Below are 24,223 nucleotides of genomic sequence, written 5' to 3' on the forward strand. Positions count from 1 at the left end.
GGATGAGGAAGGGTCGCGAGACTAAGAAAAGAAACGCGACCAACCCGAAGACCGACTACGATTTCAAAGAACGTCGCCGAACCTTATGCGGATGCAGAATGAATAATCCCACCACCAAGACAAATGTCGCCGTCGTACAACACCGCAGACTGTCCGGGGGTGACTGCCCACTGAGCTTGCTCAAAATGAAGATTAAATTGCTCGTTGTCACCATTAAATGTGCAGTGCATATCAGGCTGGCGATAGCGAGTTTTTGCAGATAAGTCTGGATTGACTGGTGCATGACCCGCGACCCAACTTACCTGAGTGGCATCAAGACTAGACGATAATAACCAAGGATGATCGTGCCCTTGTACGGCGTACAGCGTGTTCGCAGCCACATCTTTCCGCGCTACATACCACGCGTCACTGCTGCCATCGGCGTTTTGATGCGTTTTGATACCGCCGATGCCGATTCCTTTACGTTGTCCCAGGGTATAAAAACTCAAACCAACGTGTTGACCGATGATCTGATTTTCAGGGGTTTTAATATCGCCTGGCTTATAAGATAAATAACGGTTTAAAAAGTCGCGGAAAGGACGTTCTCCGATGAAGCAGATACCCGTTGAATCTTTCTTCTTCGCGTTTGGTAATTGCAATTGTTCAGCAATTTTCCGAACCTCGGTTTTGTGGATTTCGCCTAGCGGAAACAAGGTGTTGGCCAACTGCTTTTGATTCAACCGGTGCAAGAAATAGCTTTGATCTTTACTCGCATCAAGGGCCTTGAGCAATTGGAACTCACCATTGACCTCGCGGACGCGTGCGTAGTGGCCGGTGGCGATATAGTCCGCTCCTAGCTTCATGGCGTGGTCGAGAAATGCTTTAAACTTAATTTCGGCGTTACACAAGACGTCTGGGTTGGGAGTGCGACCCGCTTGATATTCGCGTAAAAACTCAGCAAAAACGCGATCTTTGTATTCGCTCGCAAAATTCACCGCTTCGATGTCAACACCGACCACATCGGCCACGCTGACGGCATCAATCCAGTCTTCGCGTGTGGAACAATATTCAGAGTCGTCGTCATCTTCCCAATTTTTCATGAAAAGACCGATCACTTCGTAACCCTGTTCTTTTAATAACCAAGCCGAGACGGAGGAATCAACGCCGCCCGACATACCGATAACAACTCTTTTTTTGCTCATAATGGTGATCCAAGTACGCTTGGATGGGTAAATAACAAAGAGAGCGGCGCGCGCTGTCCTTGCAGATAATCATGAATACATTGCAGAACCAATGGACTGCGATGCATGTGCTTACAATCGACGATCTCCTGAAAACTCATCCAGCGGGTGCGAACAATACCATCATCCAAGGGGTGATCATATTGTTGCCCAACTTCTCCGGTAAAGGCAAACCGCAGATAAGTCACTTCCTCTTTTGTCGTTGGCGAGACAAATGTCGATAAATAGGTGCCTACCAAGGCTGTCGGCGTGAAATCGTGCGCGGTTTCTTCCCGTGTTTCTCGGATGACAGCGTCAATTAACGATTCATGCGGATCAAGATGCCCCGCTGCCTGATTTAGGCGGAGACCATCTGGGGTTTCCTCTTCAATCATTAAAAACCGCTGATCCCGTTCAATGATCGCCGCAACAGTCACTGATGGCTTCCAGATGGAGGACATAACTTCTTTCATTGAGTCAGCTAAGGTGACATTTTACTTTGCCATCAAATTTTGTGTGGCAAACCAGCAAATTTGAAAGTGAATTAGCTAATGCTATTTCGATATATCGCGATAAATCACGTGTCATTCGTTGCGATAAATTAAATTTTCTTCTCCAAAATAAGGTAACGTATGCTTTTGAAAAAGTGCTAATTCTCTGTTTTTAAAAGAGAAAATTATTCCGGCGGCGAATGAAATAGTATCAAGATGACTCTGTCGCAAAATTTAATTTTGTAAAAATCATAAAAAATCGAACGGTTGTGCCAAAAAACATTTTGCGTGTAATATTGTTGTCGAATACGAAATGTAAGATTCAGGTAAGAATAGGGTTGACCACGAAACCCACTTATCGGATCGCAAACGCAGCAGAGAGAAACAGAAAATAACACCGACAGTGCTGCGCTCTAATCAAGCTCATCGCAGCACGTCACGTCAACGACGTAAAGATTTTTTTTCACAATCAGGGAGCAATTCTATGAAAATCGGCATTCCCGCCGAGACTCGGCCTGGAGAGACGCGTGTCGCGGCGACTCCGGAAACCATTAAGAAGTACGTTGCTGCAAAACATCAGGTGATTGTGCAGTCTGGTGCTGGCGTGGCTTCGAGTATCACAGATGAAGCGTATCTGGCAGCTGGCGCCCAGATCGGCACGGCTGCAGAAGCATTTGGCGCAGAATTAGTACTAAAAGTACGCGCGCCAGACGCAGGTGAAAGGGCTTTGATCAAGTCCGGAGCAGTATTGGTTGGCATGCTCAATCCATTTGATGCCGACAATATTGCAGCAATGGCGACTCACGGCATTAGCGCGTTTGCACTGGAAGCCGCACCACGTATTACCCGTGCGCAATCCATGGACGTGTTGTCGTCTCAAGCCAATATCGCAGGTTACAAAGCGGTCATGCTGGCCGCGAATACGTATCAACGTTTTATGCCCATGCTGATGACCGCGGCAGGTACCGTCAAAGCGGCGCGTGTCCTGATCATGGGTGTGGGTGTCGCCGGTTTGCAAGCCATTGCAACCGCCAAACGCTTGGGTGCCGTCATCGAGGCATCCGACGTGAGGCCACCTGTGAAAGAACAAGTTGAATCCCTTGGCGCGAAATTCATTGATGTGCCTTATGAGACCGATGAAGAACGCGAGATTGCACAAGGTACAGGCGGCTATGCACGCCCGATGCCTGCTGCTTGGATGCAACGACAAGCGGCGTTGGTCCATGAGCGCGCTAAACAAGCCGACATTATTATCACGACAGCGTTGATTCCTGGTCGTAAAGCACCGGTGTTGATTTCCGAAGAAACAGTCAAAGCCATGAAACCTGGTTCTGTCATTGTCGATATGGCAGTCGAACAGGGCGGCAATTGCCCGCTCTCAGAATTAGGCAAAACGGTGACAAAGTACGGCGTTCATATTATTGGTGAACCCAACTTGGCAACATTGCTGGCAGCCGACGCATCAGCGTTATATGCCCGGAACGTGCTCGATTTTCTGAAACTGATCATCGACAAAGACGCGGCATTAGCGATCAATCGTGAAGATGAAATCGTTGCTGCCACACTGGTCTGTGCAGGCGGCGAAGTGCTCAAAAAGTAGTCGATGTCATTTTTTAGATTTTAATAACACGTATCAGGAAGTAGAAACACCATGCAAAGAAATATGCTCCGCGCCAAAATTCATCGCGCAACTGTGACCCAGTGCGATCTCCACTATGAAGGTTCATGTGGAATTGATGAAGATCTGCTCGACGCTGCGAATATCATCGAGAACGAACAGATCGAGCTGTACAACGTAAACAATGGCGAGCGCTTCTCCACCTATGCCATCAAAGGCAAACGTGGTAGTGGCGAAATCTCATTGAACGGTGCTGCAGCCCGCCGCGTGCAACTGGGCGATTTGATGATTATTTGTACTTACGCACCGATGACAGAAGAAGAAGCGCGTGCGCACAAACCGAATGTTGTGTTTGTGAATGCAAAAAATCAGATCACCAGTCTGAAGGAGTATTGAGTCGATGACGAAGGAGGCGTTGGTGGTAGGAGGAAGTTGTCTCGCCGCACAGCGCCTTGATTGAAATCGACGATGTTTGCATGTCTTAATCCCTACAACAGAGAGGACATCATGGAAGTTAGTCATACCCTTACCAACCTCATCATTTTTGTGCTGGCGATTTACGTTGGCTATCACGTGGTCTGGACGGTAACACCAGCATTACACACCCCGCTCATGGCGGTTACTAATGCTATTTCAGCCATCATCATTGTTGGTGCGATGCTTGCAGCGGGCCTGACTGAAGGTTTACTGGCACAAGTCATGGGCACCGTTGCTGTGGCGCTGGCGGCAGTCAACGTGTTCGGTGGATTTCTGGTCACCCAGAGGATGCTCGAAATGTTCAAGAAAAAAGAGCCCAAAGCGGCAAAAGCCGATGGTAGCAAGGAGGGCAAATAATGAGTATGAATCTCGTCACAATGCTCTATCTCATCGCCTCGGTTTGTTTTATTCAGGCGTTGAAAGGCTTATCGCATCCGTCGACGGCACGTCGCGGTAATGCGTTCGGTATGGTCGGCATGGCGGTGGCCGTGGCCACCACGATTGCATTGATCGTTAAGCTGAAAACAGAAAGCGCCGGTGGCGGCATGGGCTATGGTCTGGTTGCCTTAGGTGTGATTGTCGGCGGCAGTATTGGTGCTATTTTAGCCAAGCGCGTCGAAATGACAAAAATGCCTGAACTGGTTGCAGCGATGCACTCCTTGATTGGCTTGGCTGCGGTTTGTATTGCAGTGGCGGTGGTGTCTGAACCTTGGGTGTTTAACATCGTTGGTAAAGATTTACCGATTCCGGTGGGTAACCGTATTGAATTGTTTATCGGCACGTTTGTTGGCGCTATTACCTTCTCTGGATCGGTGATTGCGTTCGGAAAATTGTCTGGTAAATATAAGTTCCGCTTATTCCAAGGCGCACCCGTGAGCTTTAGTGGACAACATCAGTTAAATCTGGTGCTGGCGCTGGCCATGGTGGGCTTGGGCATTGCTTTCTGCGTGACGCAAAGCTGGACACCATTTGTTTTAATGGCGGCCATTGCCTTTGCGCTGGGTGTGCTGATCATCATTCCGATCGGAGGCGCGGATATGCCGGTCGTTGTGTCGATGCTCAACAGTTATTCCGGTTGGGCAGCAGCAGGGATTGGTTTTTCGTTAAACAATTCGATGTTGATTATTGCCGGTTCGCTGGTTGGATCAAGCGGCGCGATTCTCTCTTACATCATGTGTAAGGCGATGAACCGTTCCTTCTTTAATGTGATTCTCGGTGGTTTCGGTGGCGAAGCAGCTGCTGCAACCGGTGGCGCACAAGCACAGCGTAACGTCAAATCTGGCTCTGCAGACGACGTTGCATTTTTGCTGGGTAACGCAGAAACCGTCATCATTGTTCCAGGCTATGGTTTGGCCGTAGCACGTGCGCAACATGCCTTGAAAGAACTGACGGAAAAACTGACGCACAGAGGTATTACTGTGAAGTACGCGATTCATCCGGTGGCGGGTCGTATGCCTGGTCATATGAACGTGTTGTTGGCAGAAGCGGAAGTGCCGTACGATCAAGTGTTTGAGATGGAAGACATCAACAGCGAGTTTGGTCAGGCCGATGTGGTGCTGGTTCTGGGCGCGAATGACGTTGTTAATCCTGCCGCCAAAGATCCTAAATCACCGATCGCCGGTATGCCGATTTTGGAAGCAAACAAGGCAAAAACCGTGATCGTGAACAAGCGGTCGATGGCATCCGGTTATGCCGGTCTGGACAATGAGTTGTTCTACATGGATAAAACTATGATGGTCTTCGGTGATGCGAAGAAAGTCATTGAAGACATGGTGAAAGCCGTCGAGTAAGCGCTGCATTGATAAAAAAATCCTCGTCAACGGACTTGTTGGCGAGGATTTTTTTTGTTGAAACTACAGCGTATAGAGCAGTCGTTACCTCTGCCGAGAGAGCGATATTGTTCGGTATACCGATAAAAAAAGCCACCTGCAATGCAAGTGGCTCGTACTTGACGACCAAGGAATCGGTGCGATGTCAGGCGCTCACATTCTGACCAATGTTGATTTGCCAAACAGGCTTTCAATCAAATCGACCGCCAGAATCGCCGTTTGATTGCGCAAATCCAGTGCCGGATTGAGTTCAACCAAATCGAGCGATGCCAGTAAGCCAGTATCAGCAATCATTTCCATACACAACTGCGCTTCACGGTAGGTGGGGCCACCGAGAACGGCGGTGCCGACACCCGGTGCAATGGCAGGGTCGAGGCAATCCATATCAAAACTGACGTGCAAGTGCGTATTGGAATCCACACCAGCTAAGGCAGAGCTCATGACGTTTCGCATGCCATATTCATCGATGTAACGCATGTCATAGACTTGAATGCCCATTTCGTGAATGAATTTTTTCTCACCTGCGTCAACACTACGAATACCAATCTGACGGATCTCATCGGGTTGCATCGCGGGTGTGTGACCGCCATACGAAATCAACTCTTTTGGACCATGTCCCATCAGGCACGCCACTGGCATGCCGTGGATATTACCCGTTGGGCTGATCGTTGATAAATTACTATCTGCATGGGCATCAAACCACAGTACGCGTAATTTCTTACCAACGCGACGGCAATGAGAAGCCACGGCGCTAATGGAACCAATCGCGAGGCAATGATCGCCCCCCAGCATCATTGGAATGTGACCATTCAGCAAGGCGTTATCGACGGCATCGTAGACGGCTTGATTCCAGTCGATTGCCTCTTTCAGGTGGCGCAAGCCATTGACAGGTTGCTCCCATGGATTGGCAGGTCCCCGCAGGTTGCCATGATCAATCACCTTGAGTTGGCGACCTTCAAGGGCTTCATTGAGTCCTGCAACCCGTAATGCATCAGGCCCCATGCCTGCGCCTTTGACGCTGGCACCAACATCTGTCGGTGCTCCGATTAAGGAAATGGTTTTCATTCTATGTTTAATTTTCAGACTAAGTTATGCGTATTAAGCGAATTAAGCATGTATTGGCACTTTTGGTGCCGTTGGTGTTTCTGGTGTTACATATCTTGCTTGTTCCGTCATCGGTACAGGGGCGGCGTTGCTATCAGCGACCACACCCATTCCCATGCCAAATAAATCTTTTGGATTCATCATCTCTGGAATGAGATCCAGCATTGGTGATGTTTTTTGCATCACATATTTTTCGAGATAACGCATCGCAGAAAAGTCTTCCAGCGCAAATCCCACAGAATCAAAGACGGTGACTTGATCAGCAGAGGCTCTTCCTTGTGCCTTGCCTTCCAAGATCGTCCACAGTTCTGTGACTTGGAAGTCGGCAGGCATTTGCTGCAATTCGCCTTCAATTCTCGATTGCGGTTCATATTCAACCACAACAAATGCGTTATTCAAAATATCGGCGTGTAACTCTGTTTTTCCTGGGCAATCGCCACCAACGCCATTGATATGCATTCCTGGTTCAATCATCTCAGGGGTCAGAATCGTGGCATTAGTTTTGTCGGCGGTGACAGTCGTAATGATATCAGCACCTTTAACCGCTTCCGCCACCGAGGCGGCGCGCACGACGCGTAAAGCGGGGTACATGCGGAGATTATGAATCAATTTTTGTGTTGCTGCTGGATCAACATCAAAAACGCGGATTTCATTGATACCCAACATGGCATGAAAGGCGATGGCTTGAAATTCGCTTTGTGCGCCATTGCCGATTAAGGCCATCGTCCGACTATCAGGACGTGCCATATAGCGTGCCGCCAGTGCGGAGGTAGCAGCCGTGCGGAGTGCTGTCGTGAGCGTCAGTTCTGATAACAACCGTGGGTAGCCAGTGTCCACATCCGCAAGCACACCAAATGCAGTCACCGTCAGTAAGCCAGCTTGGGTGTTTTTAGGATGACCGTTGACGTATTTGAAGGAGTAATTCTTACCATCAGAGATTGGCATTAACTCAATGACACCGACGTCTGAATGATTGGCAACGCGAGCAGATTTGTCGAAACTCGCCCATCGTAAATAATCTTCTTTAATCATTTCCGCCATACGCGCAATCGCCGTTTCTGGCTTTACTTTACGTAAGTGGGCTTGCATTTCTTGTGTGCCAATATAGGTCACCATGATGTTCTCCGGTTCGTTAGTCTTATGACGAATGCCTTGGTGGAGCAGGTCCAGCATGCATTTGCCTTCACCAGAACATCGTCATTGGACTTAGCCACGAAGTTATCCAACAGGCATGTCCGGAAGCCGCTGCGAAATTTTTCCACATTTCGCAAAAGCCTCTTGTACGCAGGTACTGATCAAAACGACGAGTTCTGCTTACCATTGTAGCTATCCGGTTGAATAATTAGATTGCTAAATTTGTTGTATTTGCCATGAAAAGAGAAACTTAATTTCTTTAATAGTAAAAAAGAGAATTAAAATTTCTTTTAATATTGGTTACATAAAATATCTCATTGAATGCAAGGCATTTTCATGTGATGACCGATCAAAGAAAAAGGAAACCCGATGGACGCCTACGATCTCAGCATTCTCCGCCACCTGCAAGAAGACGGTCGCATGAGTAATCTTCACCTAGCAGAAAAAATTCACCTGTCTGCACCGCAAACGCTGCGCCGGGTTCGGACCTTAGAAGAAAACAAAGTCATTCGAGGCTACACAGCGCAGGTCGCTCCGGAAGCAATTGGACTTGGTGTGATGGCGTTTGTGAATTTGTCGCTCGACAGGGAGCAATTCCGCAATGTGCGTGAAGTCGAGCGGCAATTACGCGCGTTTCCAGACATCATTGAATGCCACACCATCTCTGGAGACTTTGACTACATTTTGAAAGTAGTGGCTACCGATTTGAAGAGCTTGTCGCAATTTTTGACCGACACGCTGATGCAAGTACCCGGCGTTGCGTCGCTGCGGTCGATGATTTGTATGGAAGAGGTGAAGCCTGTCTCTGGTTTGCCGATTGAATAATGCGAGCGTGGCAGCCGCTGAGAGAGAGGATGGGGAAGGCGGACCCGATGCCCATGGTGAGCTCGGGTTCGCTACCTGCCGGATGCTTAGTGCGAAATCGCGAAACGAATCGAGAATTTTTTGAAATGACGGTAGCTAGCGCCGAGTTTGTGCAAGGCTTCTAAGGATTGTTCGACGGATTCGCCTTCTTTCGTGAAGTTCGCGCGGAACTCTTCAAAAGCAGCTTCCAGTACGACGGACAGTTGGTGGTTGTAGATACGACCATAATTCATTAAACGGCGTTTTGTGCGGAGTTTCATCGTGCATCCTTTATGTGTTGAGGGGCGGATTATAACGGGTTAAGAGAGTCATTGACGCGTTTTGTAGAACACGCTGTTATCGCCAGCCGAACATCATTTGTCCAGCAAGCACGTCTTTGATTGGCTTGCAGATATCTAATGCACCCAAGGTGAATCCCAATAACGACTGCATCGGCGAACCATCTGATGAACTCGCAAAGACTCGTGCCATGGTGTCTGTCAGCCGTATCGTCAATTGACGATCTTGGTGGCGCTCTGCCATGAACGTCTGGAGACATTCGGCGATAGTCGAACTTGATAAACCATCGCAGCGGCTGAGGCATTTCGCTAATGTATGGGCATCACGTAGACCTAAATTTAATCCTTGGCCCGCAACAGGGTGTAGGGTTTGCGCCGCATTACCAATGCTCACGGTGCGTTGCGTCGCTACTGCTTGGGCATTGAGACCGAGCGGGTAGGCGTGACGCGCCGCGATGTGCGTGAATTGACCAAGGCGATGCCCAAAAGCGTTCTGTAGCGCGGACAAGAAGGCGTTGTCGTCTAAGGCGAGCAGTGTCGAAACCAAGGCAGGGCGTGCGCACCATACCAAGGCGTAACCATCTTCTTGCGGCAATAACGCTAAGGGACCTTGGTCGGTGAAGCGTTCAAAAGCACGCTGCGGCATCGGCTGATCGCATCTGACATGCGAGATGATTGCCGTTTGCTCGTAATCATGACGACGACCTCGTTGAGACTGATCGGCAAAGGTGCCACCTTCGGCCTGAATGAGGACTTTGGCCGTCATTTCAGACATGGCACCAGTCTCAACGTGCTTGAGTGTCAATGACACAACCTGTTCTTGCTCTTCGGTGGCTTCCACGAAGAAAGGACGTAACATCGGTACATTGGCTGTCTGTAGCGCCGCCTGCATGGGACGGATGATGTCGCCATAACGCGCGACATAGCCCAACGCAGGGACTTGATAGTCACTCGCAAGAATCAAGCTACGCCCAAAATGCTGGCGTCGTGATACATGTATTTCCTGGATCGCAGTCGCTTTCACGGGCCAACTGCCAGCACGTTGTAATAATTGCTGGCTGCCATACGAAATCGCAATTGACCGCGCATCATTCTCAGCCTGCGTCGCTGTTTTTGCATCGAGTAGCACGATACTGTTTGCAGGAACGCCCTGTTTAACGAGGAGTAATGCGAGTGCTTGTCCTACGGGACCAGCACCACAAATAGCAATATCAAAATCTGTCTTCATCATGATTGAAGTGAGTGTGACTGTCGCATTTCTGATTCTATTTCACTGACCGTTTTGGGTGTGTCGCGGCTGAAATTCACATGACCATCCGCCGTGATCAGAATATCGTCTTCGATGCGTATGCCGATGTTCCAAAACTCTTTTGGCACATGATCGGCAGGTCGTACATACATTCCTGGTTCAATGGTGATCACCATGCCGGCTTCGAGTTGTCGGTATGGTTTTTCGTCGGCGATTACCCGATTCTCTCGATACAGTCCGACATCGTGCACATCGAGGCCCAGCCAATGACCAGTGCCATGCATATAAAACTCACGATAAGCGAGACTGCTGATGGCATCATCGACGGAGCCGACTTGCTGCTTATCGAGTAATCCCGTTTCCAGCATTCCCTCTGTGAGCACGCGGACGGCGGCGTGGTGACCGTCCATATAACGCGCACCAGGTTTGGCACAAGCGAGTGCCGCGGTCTGTGCTGCAAGGACGATGTCGTACAAGGTTTTTTGGGCGGGTGTAAATCTGCCATTCACTGGGAATGTCCGCGTAATATCGGCGGCATAACTGTCATATTCGCAACCTGCATCAATTAACACTAAATCACCGTCGTTGATCTGTGCTTGATTGCTTTGATAGTGCAGCACACACGCGTTCGCACCAGCGGCAACAATCGAACCATAGGCAGGGGATTGTGCACCGTTACGACGGAATTCATACAGCAGCTCAGCCTCTAATTCATATTCAAATTGTCCGGGTCGCGCCGATCGCATCGCTCGTGTATGTGCTGCGCCGGAGATGCTGGCAGCCCGTTGCATCAAGGCGATCTCGACATGGTCTTTAAAGAGCCGCATTTCATCAAGTAAGACGCGGACATCCACCGTTACCGCAGGTGGACTAATTCCAGTGCGATTTTTTGCTCTCACATCTTGTAGCCATTGCTGTAATTGCGCATCGAGATGAGGTTCTGCGGCATTGCTATAAAACAGAGTTGCCGCATCAGAGAGCACACCAGGCATGATGGCGTTGATATCGTTGATGGAATAGGCTGCATCAAAGCCAAACGTCGCTTGCGCGGCCGCAGGGCCATACCGGAAACCATCCCAGATTTCGCGTTCGACATCTTTATCGCGACAAAATAACATCGCACTTTCCTCGGTGCTATTAGCAACAAGAACGATGACCGCCTCGGGTTCTGTGAAACCCGATAAGTAGTAGAAATAACTGTCGTGCCGGAAAGGAAACGTATTGTCGCTGTTTCTGGTCCATTCGCGGGCTGTCGGAATGATCGCGACACCACCACCCTGTGCCCGCATCAGGGCCATGAGTTGCTGACGACGGGCAGAAAAATGGAGGTGACTGACCTGAGTCATTGCTATCCTTTGCTGAAATGGAGAGGCGCATTCAGTGCTTCTAATTGCGCTGGCGTTCCCAGATTATGCCATTGTCCACGATACAGTTCTCCGCCCACCCGACCCGCATCAATGTACTGACGCATAAGCGGACCGAGTTTGGCATGCTCACCGGCTTGAATGCTGGCAAACATCTCTGGACGATACACGCCAATGTTGGCGAAGGTATGTCGTGGCGATCCTTCATTTGATAAGCCCATCAAAGTCAGTACAAAGTCTCCCTCGGGATGGAAATCGGGATTATTGACCATATAGAGCCACGCAATATCCCGCTCTTCTTCAGGCAAAGGATTGCCCCACGGATCACTGTCTTCAAGCGTCGTGAGGCACTCTTTAAAATCAAAGTGGGGGATGTAAATATCCGATGACACCACGATAAAAGGGTCTGGACCCAGCAACGGCAAGGCTTTGGCGATGCCGCCCGCCGTTTCTAATGCCGTTTCTTCTGCGGAATACGTGATCTGCGCACCAAATTGACTGCCATCGCCGAGTGTATCAACGATCATTTGTCCGAGATGGGCATGGTTAATGACGATCTCCGTAATGCCTGCTTTGACCAAGTTAAGAATGTGCCACACGATGAGTGGGCGACCCCGCACTTTCAGTAAGGGTTTGGGGCAGGTGTCGGTCAGTGGTCGCATACGTTCGCCGCGACCTGCCGCAAGTAACATCGCTTTCATCTGTCGCGCCTTAGAAGGTGTAACCAACTTGTGGGGCTGTATTTTCTAACTCATCGAGTAAGCGCAGCAGTGGGACTAATTCTTTGTAACGATGGCATGTTTTACGCACGTATTCCATGACGGTTGGAATATCTGCCAAGAAATTATCTTTGCCATCACGGTGAGATAAACGGCTGAAAATACCCAGAATTTTTAAATGACGTTGTAACCCCATCCATTCAAAATCGCGGTAAAAACTATCAATATCGGGCGACACCGGCAAACCGGCCCGTTTGGCTTTTTCCCAATAGCGGATTGCCCAGTCGAGCACCATTTCTTCATCCCACTGGACATAAGCATCGCGCAACAGCGAAACCAGATCATAAGTAATCGGACCATACACCGCATCCTGAAAATCTACGATGCCTGGATTGCCTTGATCCATCCACATCAGATTGCGGGAGTGGAAATCACGATGCACATACACTTGCGGCTGCGCTAAGGCGCTGGCGAGCAGATGGTCAAATACTTTGTTTAATGTGGCAGTTTGCTTCTCATTGAGCGTGATGCCCAAATGTTTGTTGATGTACCACTCTGTAAAGAGATTGAGTTCACGCAATAAGAATGGGCGGTCGTACTCTGGCAGTACATCCGGCTGGCTCTGTGCTTGCATGAGGACAAGCGCATCAATCGCGTCGAGGTACAGTTTATGGGCGGTATCGTGGTTCAAGACGTGGGCGTAGATGTGTAAGCCAAGGTCGGTCACCAGCAAAAAACCGGATTCCAGATCGTGCTCGAGTACTTCTGGTACCGTCAGGTGGATGTTTTTGAGTAACTGTGCCACTTTCACAAAAGCGGCAGAATTTTCGGTCGCTGGCGGTGCGTCCATGGCGATCAATGTCCGTCCGTCTTCGGTGTTGATGCGATAAAACTGTCGGAAACTCGCGTCAGACGAGGCGGCGCGCAGCGTGTCAAGTTGCAGCGCGTAGCCAGAAAGACCCGATAGCCACGTTTTCAACGCGGCGCGACGTTGTTCCCGTATCTCAGAAACGGCTGGAATAGCTGGTTGAGCAGACTGATTTTCAGTTGATGACATGGTTAAATTGGCAATAGAGTGAGTTTGTGCGCATACTTCGGCTAGTTTTAGCGTCATTTCACCTATAATAGGCGACTAATTTCTGGCGGATTGTCTGATTGATACCGTCCAACATGCTGGCTAAAACGCTTACTGACTACTGAATACATGCGCAGGAAACCCGTATTATCTCACTCACCGCTCTTGTTTCCTACTATCCCGGCGATTGTCGTGTCGGTATTGGTGCCGGCCTTCTATGCAGAGGCAAGGGCACAGACTGTTTTTGTCGGTACACCTGTCAGTGAAATGCGTGACATCAGTGCTAATCAGCAGGACCAACAATCCAAAACAGACGCCGATCACTTGACATTTGAGCAAGATAAAACCTTGCGCCAGCAAAGTAAAAAAGAAAAGCAGGCGGAAAAAGAGGCAGAAAAAGAGCGGCAGCGCCAAGCGGATAAAACGGCACCCGTGGTGGTTCGTGCTGAAAACGTGGTGGGCAGACCTGAGCGTGACATTCATTTTGAAAATAATGTCGAGATCGTCAAAGGAAGTACCACGCTTACCGCGGATAAAGCGAACTACCTCTACCTCGAAGATGAATTTAACGCCGAAGGTAACGTAAAGGTTCAGCGTTCTGGTGATTGCTTTGAGAGTGACAGTGCAAGGCTTCAGTTAGAGTCCGGTATTGGTAACGTGTCCAAGGCAAATTACCATCTCCTTGAAACCAATGCGCAAGGTAAAGCCGAGCGTATCGAGTTTCTTGATGCCGAACGTTCTATTGTGCATCAGGGCACCTACAGTACTTGCGAAGGCACCAATCCTGATTGGTATTTAAGTGCTGATACCTTGAGCCTTGATAGCGGGCTCGACACGGGTGTGGCGGGGAAATCTGTATTGTATTTTCTGGGTAAGCCTATCCTCGGTACGCCAGCACTGACATTCCCGCTTTCTGGTGCGCGCCATTCGGGCTTTTTACCGCCGACCATTGGCGCTACAACAGCGGGTGGTGCAGAGTTTGGTATTCCGTATTACTACAATATCGCGCCAAACCGAGATGTGACGTTTTATCCGAAGATGATTTCACGCCGTGGCTTACAGCTCGGTGCGGACATGCGTTACCTTGGTGATGATTATCGCGGCGAAACCACCATCGAAGGCCTGGAAGCTGATCGCGTGACCAATACTAGCCGTTATGCGTTGACCTCGACCCACCAGCAATGGCTTAACCCCGCGTTGAATGTTAACTGGGACATCAACATTGCGTCAGACGATAACTATCCGTCTGATTTTTCGAGTTCGATTACAAAAACTTCTCAGCGTTTATTGCCGCGCAATATTAACGCTACCTATACTGGATCGTTCTGGAGTCTGAACGTTCTGGCAAGTAATTATCAGGTTCTCCAGGATCAGGCGGATCCGATTTTGCGACCTTACGATCGCTTACCGCAGATTCAGTTCCATGCTGAAAAACGGGATGTGATGGGATTTGACGTGTCGTTCGACGCGATCATGACGCGCTTTTGGCATCCTGAGTATGTGCGGGGCGATCGTTTAGTGATCAATCCGAAGATTTCATACCCCATCGTTGAGCCGGGCTACTTCATTGTGCCGAAACTGATGTTGCACACGAATTACTATCAGTTATCGAATACGGATCCAGGTGATCCGACCACCGTTCGTACGAATGTGCCGACGTTCTCGATTGATAGTGGATTGGTGTTTGATCGACCCAGTACTTTATTTGGGCGTGATGTGACACAAACGCTCGAGCCGCGTTTGTTTTATGTGCGCACCCCTTTTGTTGATCAATCGAATGTTCCGTTGTTCGATACAGCGGATGCCGACTTTAACTTTACACAGATTTTTAGTGAAAATCGTTTTAGTGGGCAAGATCTTGTTGGCGATTCGAACCAGATTACGGCGGCGTTGATTTCTCGCTACATTGAGCTCGATGGTGAAGAGCGCCTGAAATTCGCGATTGGTCAGCGTTTCTACTTTAATACGCAAAAAGTTCGGGTGGACGATACGATTGCCCCGAGCCGCTCTGATATGTTGTTAGCGGCGTCGGGACAAATTACGCGTGAGTTGGCGTCCGATGTCGCGGTGCAGATCAGTCAGAGTACGCGCCAGTCAGTGAAATCGAACTATGGGATTCGCTGGCAGCCAGATGCCAAGAAAGTCTTGAACTTTGCTTACCGTTTCCAACGCGATACCCTAGAAGAACTTGATTTGTCCGGACAGTGGCCGATTGCCCGAAATTGGTATGCGGTCGGTCGTAGCAACTACTCGTTAATGAACAAAAAAGTCGTTGATGGTCTAGTCGGACTGGAATACAAGGCGGATTGCTGGGCGCTCCGATTTGTTGCACAACGATTTGCGGTGGATAGTTTTACCAACAATACGGGCTTCTCAATTCAGTTAGAACTGAGTGGCTTGGGGCGTTTAGGTGTCGGTAACGATCCGATAGAAGCGTTAAAACGGAACATTTCCGGTTATCAGCCGATTACCGAGCGTTAAATCGCTTCGTTTCAGCGATCCATGGAATTTCTGTCAGGTCGTTAGTGACGGTGTCAGATAGCGATGCGCGTGCATCCTTGTTTGTGAAAACTCCGCTAACGTGTATATTGCAACTTTTATGCCGTATCAGCAGTCTATACCTGCGGTATTGCTCAAACAGTTTTTTAGATCCTTATGCGACATTTATTGCACATGAAACAACGTACTCTCTTATCCGTAGCGGCATTTTCTGTCGGCTTACTCGCGATGCAGTCGACGCTGGCGCAACAAACGCCTGCGGCAAAATCACAAGTTGTGAATAGTATTGTTGCAGTCGTCAATGACGAGGTCATCACAAAACAAGAAATGGACGAGCGACTCGCCGTTGTTGAAAAGCGCTTAAAAGCCCAAGGAACAGCGTTGCCTGACCGTGCTGATCTGAGAAAACAATTGCTAGAGAGAATGATTGTTGATCGTGCACAATTGCAGTTAGCCAAAGAAAACGGTATGCGCGTGGACGACGTTATGTTGGATCGTGCGATGTTGCGGATGGCAGAACAGCAAAAAATGTCCTTGCAGCAATTCCGTAATCAAATCGAACGCGAAGGAACGCCTTATGCTTCTTTCCGTGAAGAAATTCGTGACGACATCATGATGCAGCGTATTCGTGAGCGCGAAGTGGATAGCAAGATTTTGATTACAGAAAGTGAAGTCGACAATTACTTAGCTGTTGAGGCGAGTACCAAAGTGGGTAAGCAAGAGTTAAATCTTGCACACATTCTGATTCGTATCCCAGAGAACGCGACCGCAGATCAAATTGCCTTACGTCGTAATCGTGCCGAAGAAGTCCTTCAAAAACTGCGCGATGGTGGCGATTTTGCCAAGCTGGCAGTGACTTATTCTGATAGTGCTGAAGCACTGAAAGGTGGCGATTTGGGATGGCGTGAACAAGACCGTTTGCCGCAGTTGTTTTTAGATGCGGTTGGTAAAATCAAACCAGGTCAGTACACAGACATCATCCGTAGCCCGAACGGTTTTCATATTGTGAAACTCAATGGCCAGCGTGCAGCGAACGATGTGAAACAAGATGCTGCCGTCGTTCAGCAAACGCATGTTCGTCATATTCTCATGAAAGCAAATCAGATTATTTCTGAGGCAGACGTGCTGAAGAAAATGCAGGACATGAAGCAACAAATCGTATCGAAATCAGCAACTTTCGAAGAATTAGCAAAAGCAAATTCGACCGACGGCTCTGCGGCCAAAGGTGGCGATCTGGGATGGATTTATCCTGGTGATACGGTCCCTGAGTTTGAGCAAGCAATGAATAAGCTGGCAATCAATGAAGTGAGCGATCCAGTTAAATCGCCGTTTGGTTACCACTTGATCCAAGTGTTCGAGCGTAAAACCGAAGACCAGTCCAATGACCGTCAACGCTTAGCTGCACGGAATGCATTGCGTGAACGTAAAGCCGACGAAGCCTTGCAAGATTGGCTGCGTGAATTGCGCGATCGTACTTATGTCGAATACCGTACGGACGACAAATAATGCCTGAATCAAGATTGCCGGTCATTGCACTGACGGTCGGTGAACCGGCAGGGATAGGGCCCGAAATCTCGATTCGTGCAGCGTGGGCCTTAAGACAAGAAGTGCGGCCCGTATTAGTGGGTGACGCCGCTTATCTGGCGATGCTTGCGAATGAAATCGATCCTGCGATTCAACTCATGGGCGTTTCTCTGGAAGCGCTCAGGAACGACGGGTTGTCAGCGACGGGAAACGACCGAATCACGGTCATTGATTGTCCTCTCAACGCCCACGTCGTTGCTGGTCAGTTAGATCCACGTAATGGCAGAGCGGTATTGCATACCCTCGACGTTGCGATCGAAAGTGTCACGAAGGGATGGTGTGACGCCATCGTGACCGCACCCTTGCAGAAAAGTACCATTAACGATGCTGGCGTAAAGTTTAGCGGCCATACCGAATACTTGGCTGAGAAGTCCCAGACAGCACAAGTCGTGATGATGTTGGCCTGTGAAGCCAACGCCCATCTCTCGCAGCCATTGCGCGTCGCATTGGCAACAACCCATTTACCGCTGAAAGACGTGCCAGCGGCGATTGTTTTTGACGATCTGTTGCGTACCCTACAGATCATCAATACTGATTTGAAGAAAAAAATGGGCATTACGCAACCGCGTATCCTCGTGACTGGATTGAATCCACATGCAGGGGAAAACGGCTATTTAGGGCGCGAAGAAATTGACGTCATTGCACCTGTGATCAATGCGGCACAGCGCGCTGGGATCAATGCGACCGGGCCGTATCCTGCCGACACCTTGTTTCAACCGAAATATTTGGAAAACGCTGACTGTGTCTTAGCGATGTATCACGACCAAGGATTGAGTGTGCTCAAGCATGCCAGTTTTGGTTTGGGTGTGAACATCACACTGGGATTACCTTTCATCCGTACCTCTGTTGACCATGGCACCGCGTTGGATTTAGCAGTACAAGGTCTCGGCTATGCCGACATCAGTAGCATGTTAGTGGCCATACGTGTGGCGGCTGACATGGCAAAACATACACAATCATCATGAAACATATTCCTCGTAAACGTTTCGGACAGAATTTTCTGACCGATCAATTAGTATTAAGTCAGATCATTCGTGCGATTAATCCCAAGTCGGGTGACACCATGGTCGAGATCGGCCCTGGTCTGGCGGCGATGACCAGCTTGTTATTGCAGGGCGTACCACAGATGCACGTGGTCGAGCTGGATCGCGATTTGGTGACGCGCCTGAAGAAAAGTTTTCCGGCGGAGAAGCTGATTATTCACGAAGGTGATGCATTGAAATTTGATTTCAACACCATCCCCGTGCCAGAAGGGAAAAAATTACGGGTCGTCGGTAACTTGCCGTATAACATTTCCAGCCCTTTGTTATTCCATCTCGCCGAGATCGCGAATGATGTTGAAGACCAGCATTTTATGCTGCAAAAAGAGGTGGTTGAGCGCATGGTGGCGCCACCAGGAAGTAAAACGTATGGTCGTCTTTCCGTCATGTTGCAGTGGCGTTATGAGATGGACTTGTTGTTCGTGGTTCCGCCAGAGGCATTTGATCCTCCTCCTAGAGTGGATTCCGCCATCGTGCGCATGATTCCAAAAAAAGAAACACTCGCTTGTGATCAAAAGAATTTGGAAGCCGTGGTCACGAAAGCCTTTTCTCAGCGTCGTAAAGTCGTGCGCAATTGTGTTGCGGGGATGTTTACGGAGCAGCAACTGATTGCCGCGGGGATTGACCCACAAGCGCGTCCAGAAACGATTTCACTCGAACACTACGTGAACCTTGCACGCATGCTGCCCGTCACTGCTTGATGAGTAGTTGATCCGCGTCTTGGTTTTGTTGTTTCTCTTAACGTTCATTTTCACACTATGAATATTACGCAAACGCCTCAATGGAATTCGTTGTTGCAGCATCAGGCTCGTCTTGAAAAAAAACATTTACGTGATTTGTTCGCTGAAGATGCAGCGCGGTTTTCGCATTTTTCTGCAGAATTGGATGGGCTGTTAATTGATTATTCTAAGCAACGGATCGATCAGGCAACATTAGACAGCCTGTTGGCATTAGCACGTTTATCCAACGTCGAAGAATGGCGCGACCGGATGTTTGCCGGCGAAAAAATCAATATCAGCGAAGACCGTGCTGTGCTGCATACCGCACTGCGTTACATGGACTTCAAGCCTTTTCCTAATGCCGAACATGACGTCATGCCGCAAGTACGTGCCGTTCGCAAGCAAATGCGCGATATCGTCGAACGCGTTCGAAGCGGTCTATGGCGCGGTTTTAAAGGCGATGCGATTCAGAATATTGTGAACATCGGTATTGGCGGCTCTGATCTAGGACCAAAGCTGGTGACACGTGCGCTCTCCGCGATGCAGCATCCTCACCTCAATTTTTACTACGTGTCCAACCTCGATAGTGCGCACCTTGCACCGTTGTTGGAAGAGCTGGATCCGCGTACTACTTTGTTTGTTGTCGCGTCAAAAACTTTCACGACACAAGAAACCAGCATCAATGCCCACACGGCCCGTACGTGGCTCATGGCGGCGGCGATGGAAGAGTGGGCGATTAGTAAGCATTTTATTGCTGTCACCGCTAGCCCAGAAAAAGCCCATGAGTTCGGCATTCCCGATGAAAATATCCTCACGATCTGGGATTGGGTAGGTGGACGTTATTCGTTGTGGTCAGCGGTGGGTTTATCGGTGGCACTTGCTATTGGTATGAGCGGGTTTGAGCGCATGTTGCTCGGTGCTGAGACCATGGATAAACATTTCTGTACCGCCCCGTTAGAGAAAAATTTGCCAGTACTGATGGCATTGATTTCCGTATGGAATACGAATTTCCTTGGCGCAGAAACCACTGCTATTTTGCCGTATAACGAATCGATTCGACATTTGCCAGCGTTTTTGCAGCAGCTTGAAATGGAGTCGAACGGTAAAACGGTAGGGCGTAATGGCGAACCGCTGACATGCCGTGCGAACCCGATTGTGTGGGGTGAAATTGGTGTGAACGGTCAGCATGCGTTTTTCCAGCTGCTGCACCAAGGGGGCTGGCTGATTCCGTGTGACTTTATTGTTGCTGCCTCAAGTGATCATCCATTGCCAGGTCACCAAGCGCCGCTGCTCGCGAACTGTCTTGCGCAAAGTGCTGCATTGGCCTTTGGCAAAACCGAGGCGCAGGCAAGGGAAGAGCTGACACATGCAGGTCTGAGCGAAGCGCAAATTGCAACGCTATTACCGCATAAAGTGTTTGCTGGTAACCAACCATCCACCACGATTCTGATGCCAAGTTTGGATCCTTTCCAATTAGGCATGTTACTGGCGTTGTATGAACACAAAGTGTTTGTGCAAGGGGTGATTTGGGGAATTAATTCGTTTGATCAATGGGGTGTAGAACTTGGTAAGCAACTTGCTAATCGCTTATTGCCGGCCATTTTGGGGAATCAGGACTTTGACACCCAGTTAGACACGTCCACCAGTGGTTTAATTTCTTATTTCCGCCGTCACGGCCACGTTTAATCCGCTTTCATGATCGCCCATTGACCATTGACGCGACGTCGAAGGTCAATGGGCTGACTTCTGTTTTACTCTCTCTTTTCCTATGTTGTCGCACGTCATCAAGACGTTGCTTTCGTTCCACATTCTTTCGCTTTCCTTGCCATTCAGTGTACCCGTGGTTTAAAAAGCACATATATAGCGATGCGGTTCCGCAGATCCTCTCTTATTCTTGATGTCATTGAATCCTAAGTTTAGTGCGCTGCGTTAACGTTATTGGCGAAGTGGAATCAGATCTCACACTCAATACGATGTAACTTGTGAAGTTGTGTAGTTAGGGTTGACATACCCCTCGGCGGAATGTCTTCTGGATTGATTTTGACAATAGGCATCGACATGAAAAATAGAATCAAAAACTGGACTGCGCGTCTTTTTGTTTCAAAGGTCATTTTCATTTTACTCGCCGCAGTCGCATGTGCCGGCACTGTTTATTTCACGATTCAAGAGGCACCATTTACCCTAGTTGAGGGCGATGCGCGCGGTAACCGTACGGTGACAGATACCTCCAATACCGCGTTGGCCGTGAGAGTCATTGACGATCCTGACTCTGTCACAAAATATGGTGACGACGATGCCAATTTTCAGGGGCGTTACGATTATTTTTCAGCTGCCGATGATGACACTGCTGTACCTAACCGTTTTAAGGTATTGCGTTCAGAGAAGTTCACAGAGATTACTGCTAGTGATTTAACGTTTCCGCTTGCACCCAATCCTGGTTCCTATATGGATTTGAGAAGTCCGGTCATTGGTGGACCCCGATTTTATCTTTACTGGTATGACAAAAATGGCCGTTATTTAGCGGCCGGTCCTGATCATGATGCAGTCTGGTCAAATCAAGTACAAAGCAGAGGGGGCACGCTTTTTTGGTCTTCGACAAGCTATTTACTGCATTTCAAACGCAATGATCAGCCTAACGAATATGGCGATAACTTGTGCGTTGAATATAAGCCTGAGGGGGCGCAACTGAATCCTTGTCGTTTGGATTATCCCCCAATGATGTGGGACGTCGTGCCCTTATATGCTTTCGAAGAGGCGAGAACGAATCGTACAGCGCTTTTTCTACTACGGTCGTTATACAAGAAAAATAAGTGTTTGCAGTATCACTCTCTGCAACATTGGGTTTATCCAAACTACGATTGCGATGCTTCCGTTAACTCGAATCAGCGTTTTAATTTAAATCTTCTCAAGGTGCCTGAAGAAGCCTCAGGTATCCAACGTTTTTATTCACCAACTTTTTTTTGGGATGCGAGTAACCAAGCGACACCTTGGACCACATCGCTCGCCTGCAAAGTGCAAGTAGCGAAATATGTCAAGCAAATCGGAGATGCAACGGCGACAGATGCCGACGCAATCCGATGTGGTGGCACGATTAAACCGCCAACGGACAGTCATATCGAATTGAAACGGAGTGCCGATGGCAGGCCGAACAAAACCTACAAGGACAAGATGGGGCGAACCTATGAGGAGAATCAATCTTTAAGTCCCCTCTTGCCCGGGCAGAGCCGTGTTTATGTGTTTGGCGTTGGGCAGGGAAACTTTGTCATGTTTGATGGATACGGTTGGTCGCATCCTGTGATTGTCGACGCCGGATCATTAGAATCGAGCGAAGAATGCAATCCTGATGGCACGAGACGTCTTGCGATTGATCGCTATGTCAACAGAGTGGATGCAGTGCAGATAGCCCGTTATCTCATGCGGCCACAAGGCGTGAATAGTCCGATCCGTCGACCTTTGGTGTTCCTGAGTCATGGAGATGCAGATCATACCAATCTCGTGAGTGTGCCGGAGCAGCAAAGAGATCTCAGCATTTTTAGTGGTTCGGGTATTTTTCCACAGGCAATATACCTCGGTGGAACGTATCTGGATTACCCACAAAACGTGCGGAATTGGATCGATGATGTGCTCAGAAATGGTGGCCCAGATACGCAAGTGGTCGATCAGATTTCGATTAATCCCAATGATCCACATCATAGTTTTGCACGAAGCCTTACTGTACCTGGCGCGCTGTCAGACGCGATGTCAACGTCGCCAGACCCGCAGCCATCAAGCTTGGCGTCAAACGAGACGGAGAGTCGGAAACGAAAATGTGCAGCCCCAGACGGTGCACCGCGGGCAAAAAAATACAAAGCCCAAAATAGTGAACCAGCACAGAGCCGTATTCCCTTTAATGTGTCGATTGATTTGATTCCTTCGACAGGACAATTTCATGGCCCAAGAATCAATATTCTTGCCTCCAATTATGCAGCGACAAGTCGCAATGGTCGCAGTTTGGTCGTCCAGTTCACTGATGGTGATTATTCCGTCATCACTTCAGGCGATGCCGATGCTAGTGCAGAGTCAACAGCGATAGCGACAGCAACACGCTTAGGCACATTAAATTATCGTCATCAAGGTATGTGGATTGGCTCACATCATGGTGCGGAAACCGCAGGTAGCAACAGCCGACAATTGGCTGATGCGATTCAGCCTTCGATTGTCATCTTTTCTGCTGGTAACGCAGGCGAGCACCATGGCCATCCACGGTCATCAGTGATCGATAACCTGATTGGCTATGTCATGCCGTTGATGCCACATATTTCTGCCAGTTTTACCCCACAGCCTGTGACATGGCCATCAGGTGCCAGCGGATGGACCTATGAGAGGCCCGATCCGAAGAAAAAGAAATTAACGAAAGAAGAAAAGGAGCAATTGGTCGGGTGGGAATTCGATATGATGGAAGAGGCCATCTTTAATACCCGCGATTCAGGTTCTCTGGTCTTCACATTGACTGCGGGTGGGGCATGGCATCAGCCAAACAATGCGCTCGTTGCGACACGTAATAGGAACAGTCAGACTTACATCCAGTATTATTTCCCGGGTAATTTTGATCGAAGCGATATCGACCGCTTCATTGTGCAGATCACTGGGCATAATCTCTTCGAAGTGAGCGATGCTGTGCTGGCGGATTTCAATGAGTATGTGCGTCGACCAGAACCCGTTGATCAGGTGCATCCGTTGATTATCACTGATGCAGCAGCCGCATCGATGCCAGTGACGAGGCCAACATCCATGGTGCTTCCATTAGACGGTGTTAATGACGTTTTATTTACGGCCGCATTTGCTATTTGGTTGAGAAGTGTGTTTGTCAATCAGGCGTTTAATTCGCCATGGGGGAAATCCCCCTGAAGCGTTGCCATACTAAAACGCAACCGATACCGGTAGAAGGTGCATCATCGGTCAAGAACAGCGATGAGATGAAGTCGATCTCATTGCTGTTCG

Annotated in this window: 20 protein-coding genes; 11 read left to right on the top strand and 9 right to left on the bottom strand. The window is 49.0% G+C overall.

Features of this window, described 5'->3' with window-relative positions; translation table 11 throughout:
• Positions 1–83: 83 nt before the first annotated feature.
• Positions 84–1,181 (bottom strand): tRNA 2-thiouridine(34) synthase MnmA, encoded by a 1,098-nt coding sequence (gene mnmA, locus ACO0K2_RS15085; protein WP_423020260.1) that lies wholly within the window; start codon positions 1,179–1,181, stop codon positions 84–86.
• Positions 1,178–1,660: an NUDIX hydrolase gene (locus ACO0K2_RS15090; RefSeq protein WP_423020497.1), complete on the bottom strand. Its 483-nt coding sequence runs from the start codon at positions 1,658–1,660 to the stop codon at positions 1,178–1,180. The genes mnmA and ACO0K2_RS15090 overlap by 4 nt, the downstream gene beginning before the upstream one ends.
• 514 nt (positions 1,661–2,174) lie before the next feature.
• Here ACO0K2_RS15090 and ACO0K2_RS15095 point away from each other — a divergent pair.
• The 4 genes from ACO0K2_RS15095 (at position 2,175) to ACO0K2_RS15110 (ending at position 5,575) form a co-directional block, all read left to right on the top strand.
• A complete protein-coding gene (locus ACO0K2_RS15095; RefSeq protein WP_423020262.1) occupies positions 2,175–3,290 on the top strand; it encodes a Re/Si-specific NAD(P)(+) transhydrogenase subunit alpha in 1,116 nt (371 codons plus the stop codon).
• 51 nt (positions 3,291–3,341) lie between these two features.
• The gene (gene panD / locus ACO0K2_RS15100) at positions 3,342–3,704 is read left to right on the top strand and encodes an aspartate 1-decarboxylase (protein WP_186910976.1); all 363 of its coding nucleotides are present in this window, start codon (positions 3,342–3,344) and stop codon (positions 3,702–3,704) included.
• 111 nt (positions 3,705–3,815) lie between these two features.
• Positions 3,816–4,142: an NAD(P) transhydrogenase subunit alpha gene (locus tag ACO0K2_RS15105; protein WP_423020264.1), complete on the top strand. Its 327-nt coding sequence runs from the start codon at positions 3,816–3,818 to the stop codon at positions 4,140–4,142.
• A complete protein-coding gene (locus tag ACO0K2_RS15110; protein WP_423020266.1) occupies positions 4,142–5,575 on the top strand; it encodes an NAD(P)(+) transhydrogenase (Re/Si-specific) subunit beta in 1,434 nt (477 codons plus the stop codon). The genes ACO0K2_RS15105 and ACO0K2_RS15110 overlap by 1 nt, the downstream gene beginning before the upstream one ends.
• A gap of 192 nt (positions 5,576–5,767) precedes the next feature.
• Here the strand turns inward: ACO0K2_RS15110 and rocF are convergent, their stop codons facing one another.
• On the bottom strand, positions 5,768–6,679 hold the full coding sequence (gene rocF, locus ACO0K2_RS15115) for an arginase (RefSeq protein ID WP_423020268.1): 912 nt from the start codon (positions 6,677–6,679) through the stop codon (positions 5,768–5,770).
• 42 nt (positions 6,680–6,721) lie between these two features.
• Positions 6,722–7,834, bottom strand: a complete 1,113-nt coding sequence (locus ACO0K2_RS15120) for an ornithine cyclodeaminase (RefSeq protein WP_423020499.1) — start codon at positions 7,832–7,834, stop codon at positions 6,722–6,724.
• 387 nt (positions 7,835–8,221) lie between these two features.
• Between ACO0K2_RS15120 and ACO0K2_RS15125 the strand changes: the two genes are divergently transcribed.
• Positions 8,222–8,677, top strand: a complete 456-nt coding sequence (locus ACO0K2_RS15125; RefSeq protein WP_423020270.1) for an Lrp/AsnC family transcriptional regulator — start codon at positions 8,222–8,224, stop codon at positions 8,675–8,677.
• A gap of 86 nt (positions 8,678–8,763) precedes the next feature.
• Here ACO0K2_RS15125 and ACO0K2_RS15130 read toward each other — a convergent pair whose 3' ends face one another.
• The 5 genes from ACO0K2_RS15130 to ACO0K2_RS15150 all read right to left on the bottom strand — a co-directional run bounded on the left by ACO0K2_RS15130 (position 8,764) and on the right by ACO0K2_RS15150 (position 13,383).
• Positions 8,764–8,976 carry a hypothetical protein gene (locus ACO0K2_RS15130; RefSeq protein WP_423020272.1) on the bottom strand — a complete coding sequence of 71 codons (213 nt, stop codon included), beginning with the start codon at positions 8,974–8,976 and terminating at the stop codon, positions 8,764–8,766.
• A gap of 76 nt (positions 8,977–9,052) precedes the next feature.
• A complete protein-coding gene (locus tag ACO0K2_RS15135) occupies positions 9,053–10,225 on the bottom strand; it encodes an FAD-dependent monooxygenase (protein ID WP_423020274.1) in 1,173 nt (390 codons plus the stop codon).
• Complete coding sequence (locus ACO0K2_RS15140; protein WP_423020276.1) at positions 10,222–11,589, bottom strand: aminopeptidase P N-terminal domain-containing protein; 1,368 nt, start codon at positions 11,587–11,589, stop codon at positions 10,222–10,224. The genes ACO0K2_RS15135 and ACO0K2_RS15140 overlap by 4 nt, the downstream gene beginning before the upstream one ends.
• 2 nt (positions 11,590–11,591) lie before the next feature.
• Positions 11,592–12,308: an N-acetylmuramate alpha-1-phosphate uridylyltransferase MurU gene (gene murU, locus ACO0K2_RS15145; RefSeq protein ID WP_423020278.1), complete on the bottom strand. Its 717-nt coding sequence runs from the start codon at positions 12,306–12,308 to the stop codon at positions 11,592–11,594.
• A gap of 10 nt (positions 12,309–12,318) precedes the next feature.
• On the bottom strand, positions 12,319–13,383 hold the full coding sequence (locus ACO0K2_RS15150) for an aminoglycoside phosphotransferase family protein (protein WP_423020280.1): 1,065 nt from the start codon (positions 13,381–13,383) through the stop codon (positions 12,319–12,321).
• A 183-nt stretch (positions 13,384–13,566) separates the two neighbouring features.
• On the opposite strand from ACO0K2_RS15150, the gene ACO0K2_RS15155 reads away from it, so the two are divergent.
• The 6 genes from ACO0K2_RS15155 (at position 13,567) to ACO0K2_RS15180 (ending at position 24,130) form a co-directional block, all read left to right on the top strand.
• Positions 13,567–15,882, top strand: coding sequence for an LPS-assembly protein LptD (locus tag ACO0K2_RS15155; protein ID WP_423020282.1), 2,316 nt, complete (start codon positions 13,567–13,569; stop codon positions 15,880–15,882).
• A 192-nt stretch (positions 15,883–16,074) separates the two neighbouring features.
• On the top strand, positions 16,075–17,406 hold the full coding sequence (locus tag ACO0K2_RS15160) for a peptidylprolyl isomerase (protein WP_423020284.1): 1,332 nt from the start codon (positions 16,075–16,077) through the stop codon (positions 17,404–17,406).
• Positions 17,406–18,449, top strand: a complete 1,044-nt coding sequence (gene pdxA, locus ACO0K2_RS15165; RefSeq protein WP_423020286.1) for a 4-hydroxythreonine-4-phosphate dehydrogenase PdxA — start codon at positions 17,406–17,408, stop codon at positions 18,447–18,449. Before ACO0K2_RS15160 ends, pdxA begins: the two co-directional genes overlap by 1 nt.
• On the top strand, positions 18,446–19,225 hold the full coding sequence (rsmA, locus tag ACO0K2_RS15170) for a 16S rRNA (adenine(1518)-N(6)/adenine(1519)-N(6))-dimethyltransferase RsmA (RefSeq protein WP_423020288.1): 780 nt from the start codon (positions 18,446–18,448) through the stop codon (positions 19,223–19,225). Before pdxA ends, rsmA begins: the two co-directional genes overlap by 4 nt.
• Positions 19,226–19,282: 57 nt before the next feature.
• Complete coding sequence (gene pgi, locus ACO0K2_RS15175) at positions 19,283–20,929, top strand: glucose-6-phosphate isomerase (protein WP_423020290.1); 1,647 nt, start codon at positions 19,283–19,285, stop codon at positions 20,927–20,929.
• 372 nt (positions 20,930–21,301) lie between these two features.
• Positions 21,302–24,130 carry a hypothetical protein gene (locus ACO0K2_RS15180; RefSeq protein ID WP_423020292.1) on the top strand — a complete coding sequence of 943 codons (2,829 nt, stop codon included), beginning with the start codon at positions 21,302–21,304 and terminating at the stop codon, positions 24,128–24,130.
• Positions 24,131–24,223 lie beyond the last annotated feature (93 nt).

Origin of the sequence: Undibacterium sp. MH2W, from assembly GCF_049340215.1 — a bacterium.
Taxonomy (GTDB): Bacteria; Pseudomonadota; Gammaproteobacteria; order Burkholderiales; family Burkholderiaceae_D; genus Undibacterium.

Excerpts from the sequence above, each read along its gene's own strand:
- mnmA (WP_423020260.1), bottom strand. The coding sequence starts at position 1,181 with ATGAGCAAAAAAAGAGTTGTTATCGGTATGTCGGGCGGCGTTGATTCC.
- ACO0K2_RS15090 (WP_423020497.1), bottom strand. The coding sequence starts at position 1,660 with ATGTCCTCCATCTGGAAGCCATCAGTGACTGTTGCGGCGATCATTGAA.
- ACO0K2_RS15095 (WP_423020262.1), top strand. The coding sequence starts at position 2,175 with ATGAAAATCGGCATTCCCGCCGAGACTCGGCCTGGAGAGACGCGTGTC.
- panD (WP_186910976.1), top strand. The coding sequence starts at position 3,342 with ATGCAAAGAAATATGCTCCGCGCCAAAATTCATCGCGCAACTGTGACC.
- ACO0K2_RS15105 (WP_423020264.1), top strand. The coding sequence starts at position 3,816 with ATGGAAGTTAGTCATACCCTTACCAACCTCATCATTTTTGTGCTGGCG.
- ACO0K2_RS15110 (WP_423020266.1), top strand. The coding sequence starts at position 4,142 with ATGAGTATGAATCTCGTCACAATGCTCTATCTCATCGCCTCGGTTTGT.
- rocF (WP_423020268.1), bottom strand. The coding sequence starts at position 6,679 with ATGAAAACCATTTCCTTAATCGGAGCACCGACAGATGTTGGTGCCAGC.
- ACO0K2_RS15120 (WP_423020499.1), bottom strand. The coding sequence starts at position 7,834 with ATGGTGACCTATATTGGCACACAAGAAATGCAAGCCCACTTACGTAAA.
- ACO0K2_RS15125 (WP_423020270.1), top strand. The coding sequence starts at position 8,222 with ATGGACGCCTACGATCTCAGCATTCTCCGCCACCTGCAAGAAGACGGT.
- ACO0K2_RS15130 (WP_423020272.1), bottom strand. The coding sequence starts at position 8,976 with ATGAAACTCCGCACAAAACGCCGTTTAATGAATTATGGTCGTATCTAC.
- ACO0K2_RS15135 (WP_423020274.1), bottom strand. The coding sequence starts at position 10,225 with ATGATGAAGACAGATTTTGATATTGCTATTTGTGGTGCTGGTCCCGTA.
- ACO0K2_RS15140 (WP_423020276.1), bottom strand. The coding sequence starts at position 11,589 with ATGACTCAGGTCAGTCACCTCCATTTTTCTGCCCGTCGTCAGCAACTC.
- murU (WP_423020278.1), bottom strand. The coding sequence starts at position 12,308 with ATGAAAGCGATGTTACTTGCGGCAGGTCGCGGCGAACGTATGCGACCA.
- ACO0K2_RS15150 (WP_423020280.1), bottom strand. The coding sequence starts at position 13,383 with ATGTCATCAACTGAAAATCAGTCTGCTCAACCAGCTATTCCAGCCGTT.
- ACO0K2_RS15160 (WP_423020284.1), top strand. The coding sequence starts at position 16,075 with ATGAAACAACGTACTCTCTTATCCGTAGCGGCATTTTCTGTCGGCTTA.
- pdxA (WP_423020286.1), top strand. The coding sequence starts at position 17,406 with ATGCCTGAATCAAGATTGCCGGTCATTGCACTGACGGTCGGTGAACCG.
- rsmA (WP_423020288.1), top strand. The coding sequence starts at position 18,446 with ATGAAACATATTCCTCGTAAACGTTTCGGACAGAATTTTCTGACCGAT.
- pgi (WP_423020290.1), top strand. The coding sequence starts at position 19,283 with ATGAATATTACGCAAACGCCTCAATGGAATTCGTTGTTGCAGCATCAG.
- ACO0K2_RS15180 (WP_423020292.1), top strand. The coding sequence starts at position 21,302 with ATGAAAAATAGAATCAAAAACTGGACTGCGCGTCTTTTTGTTTCAAAG.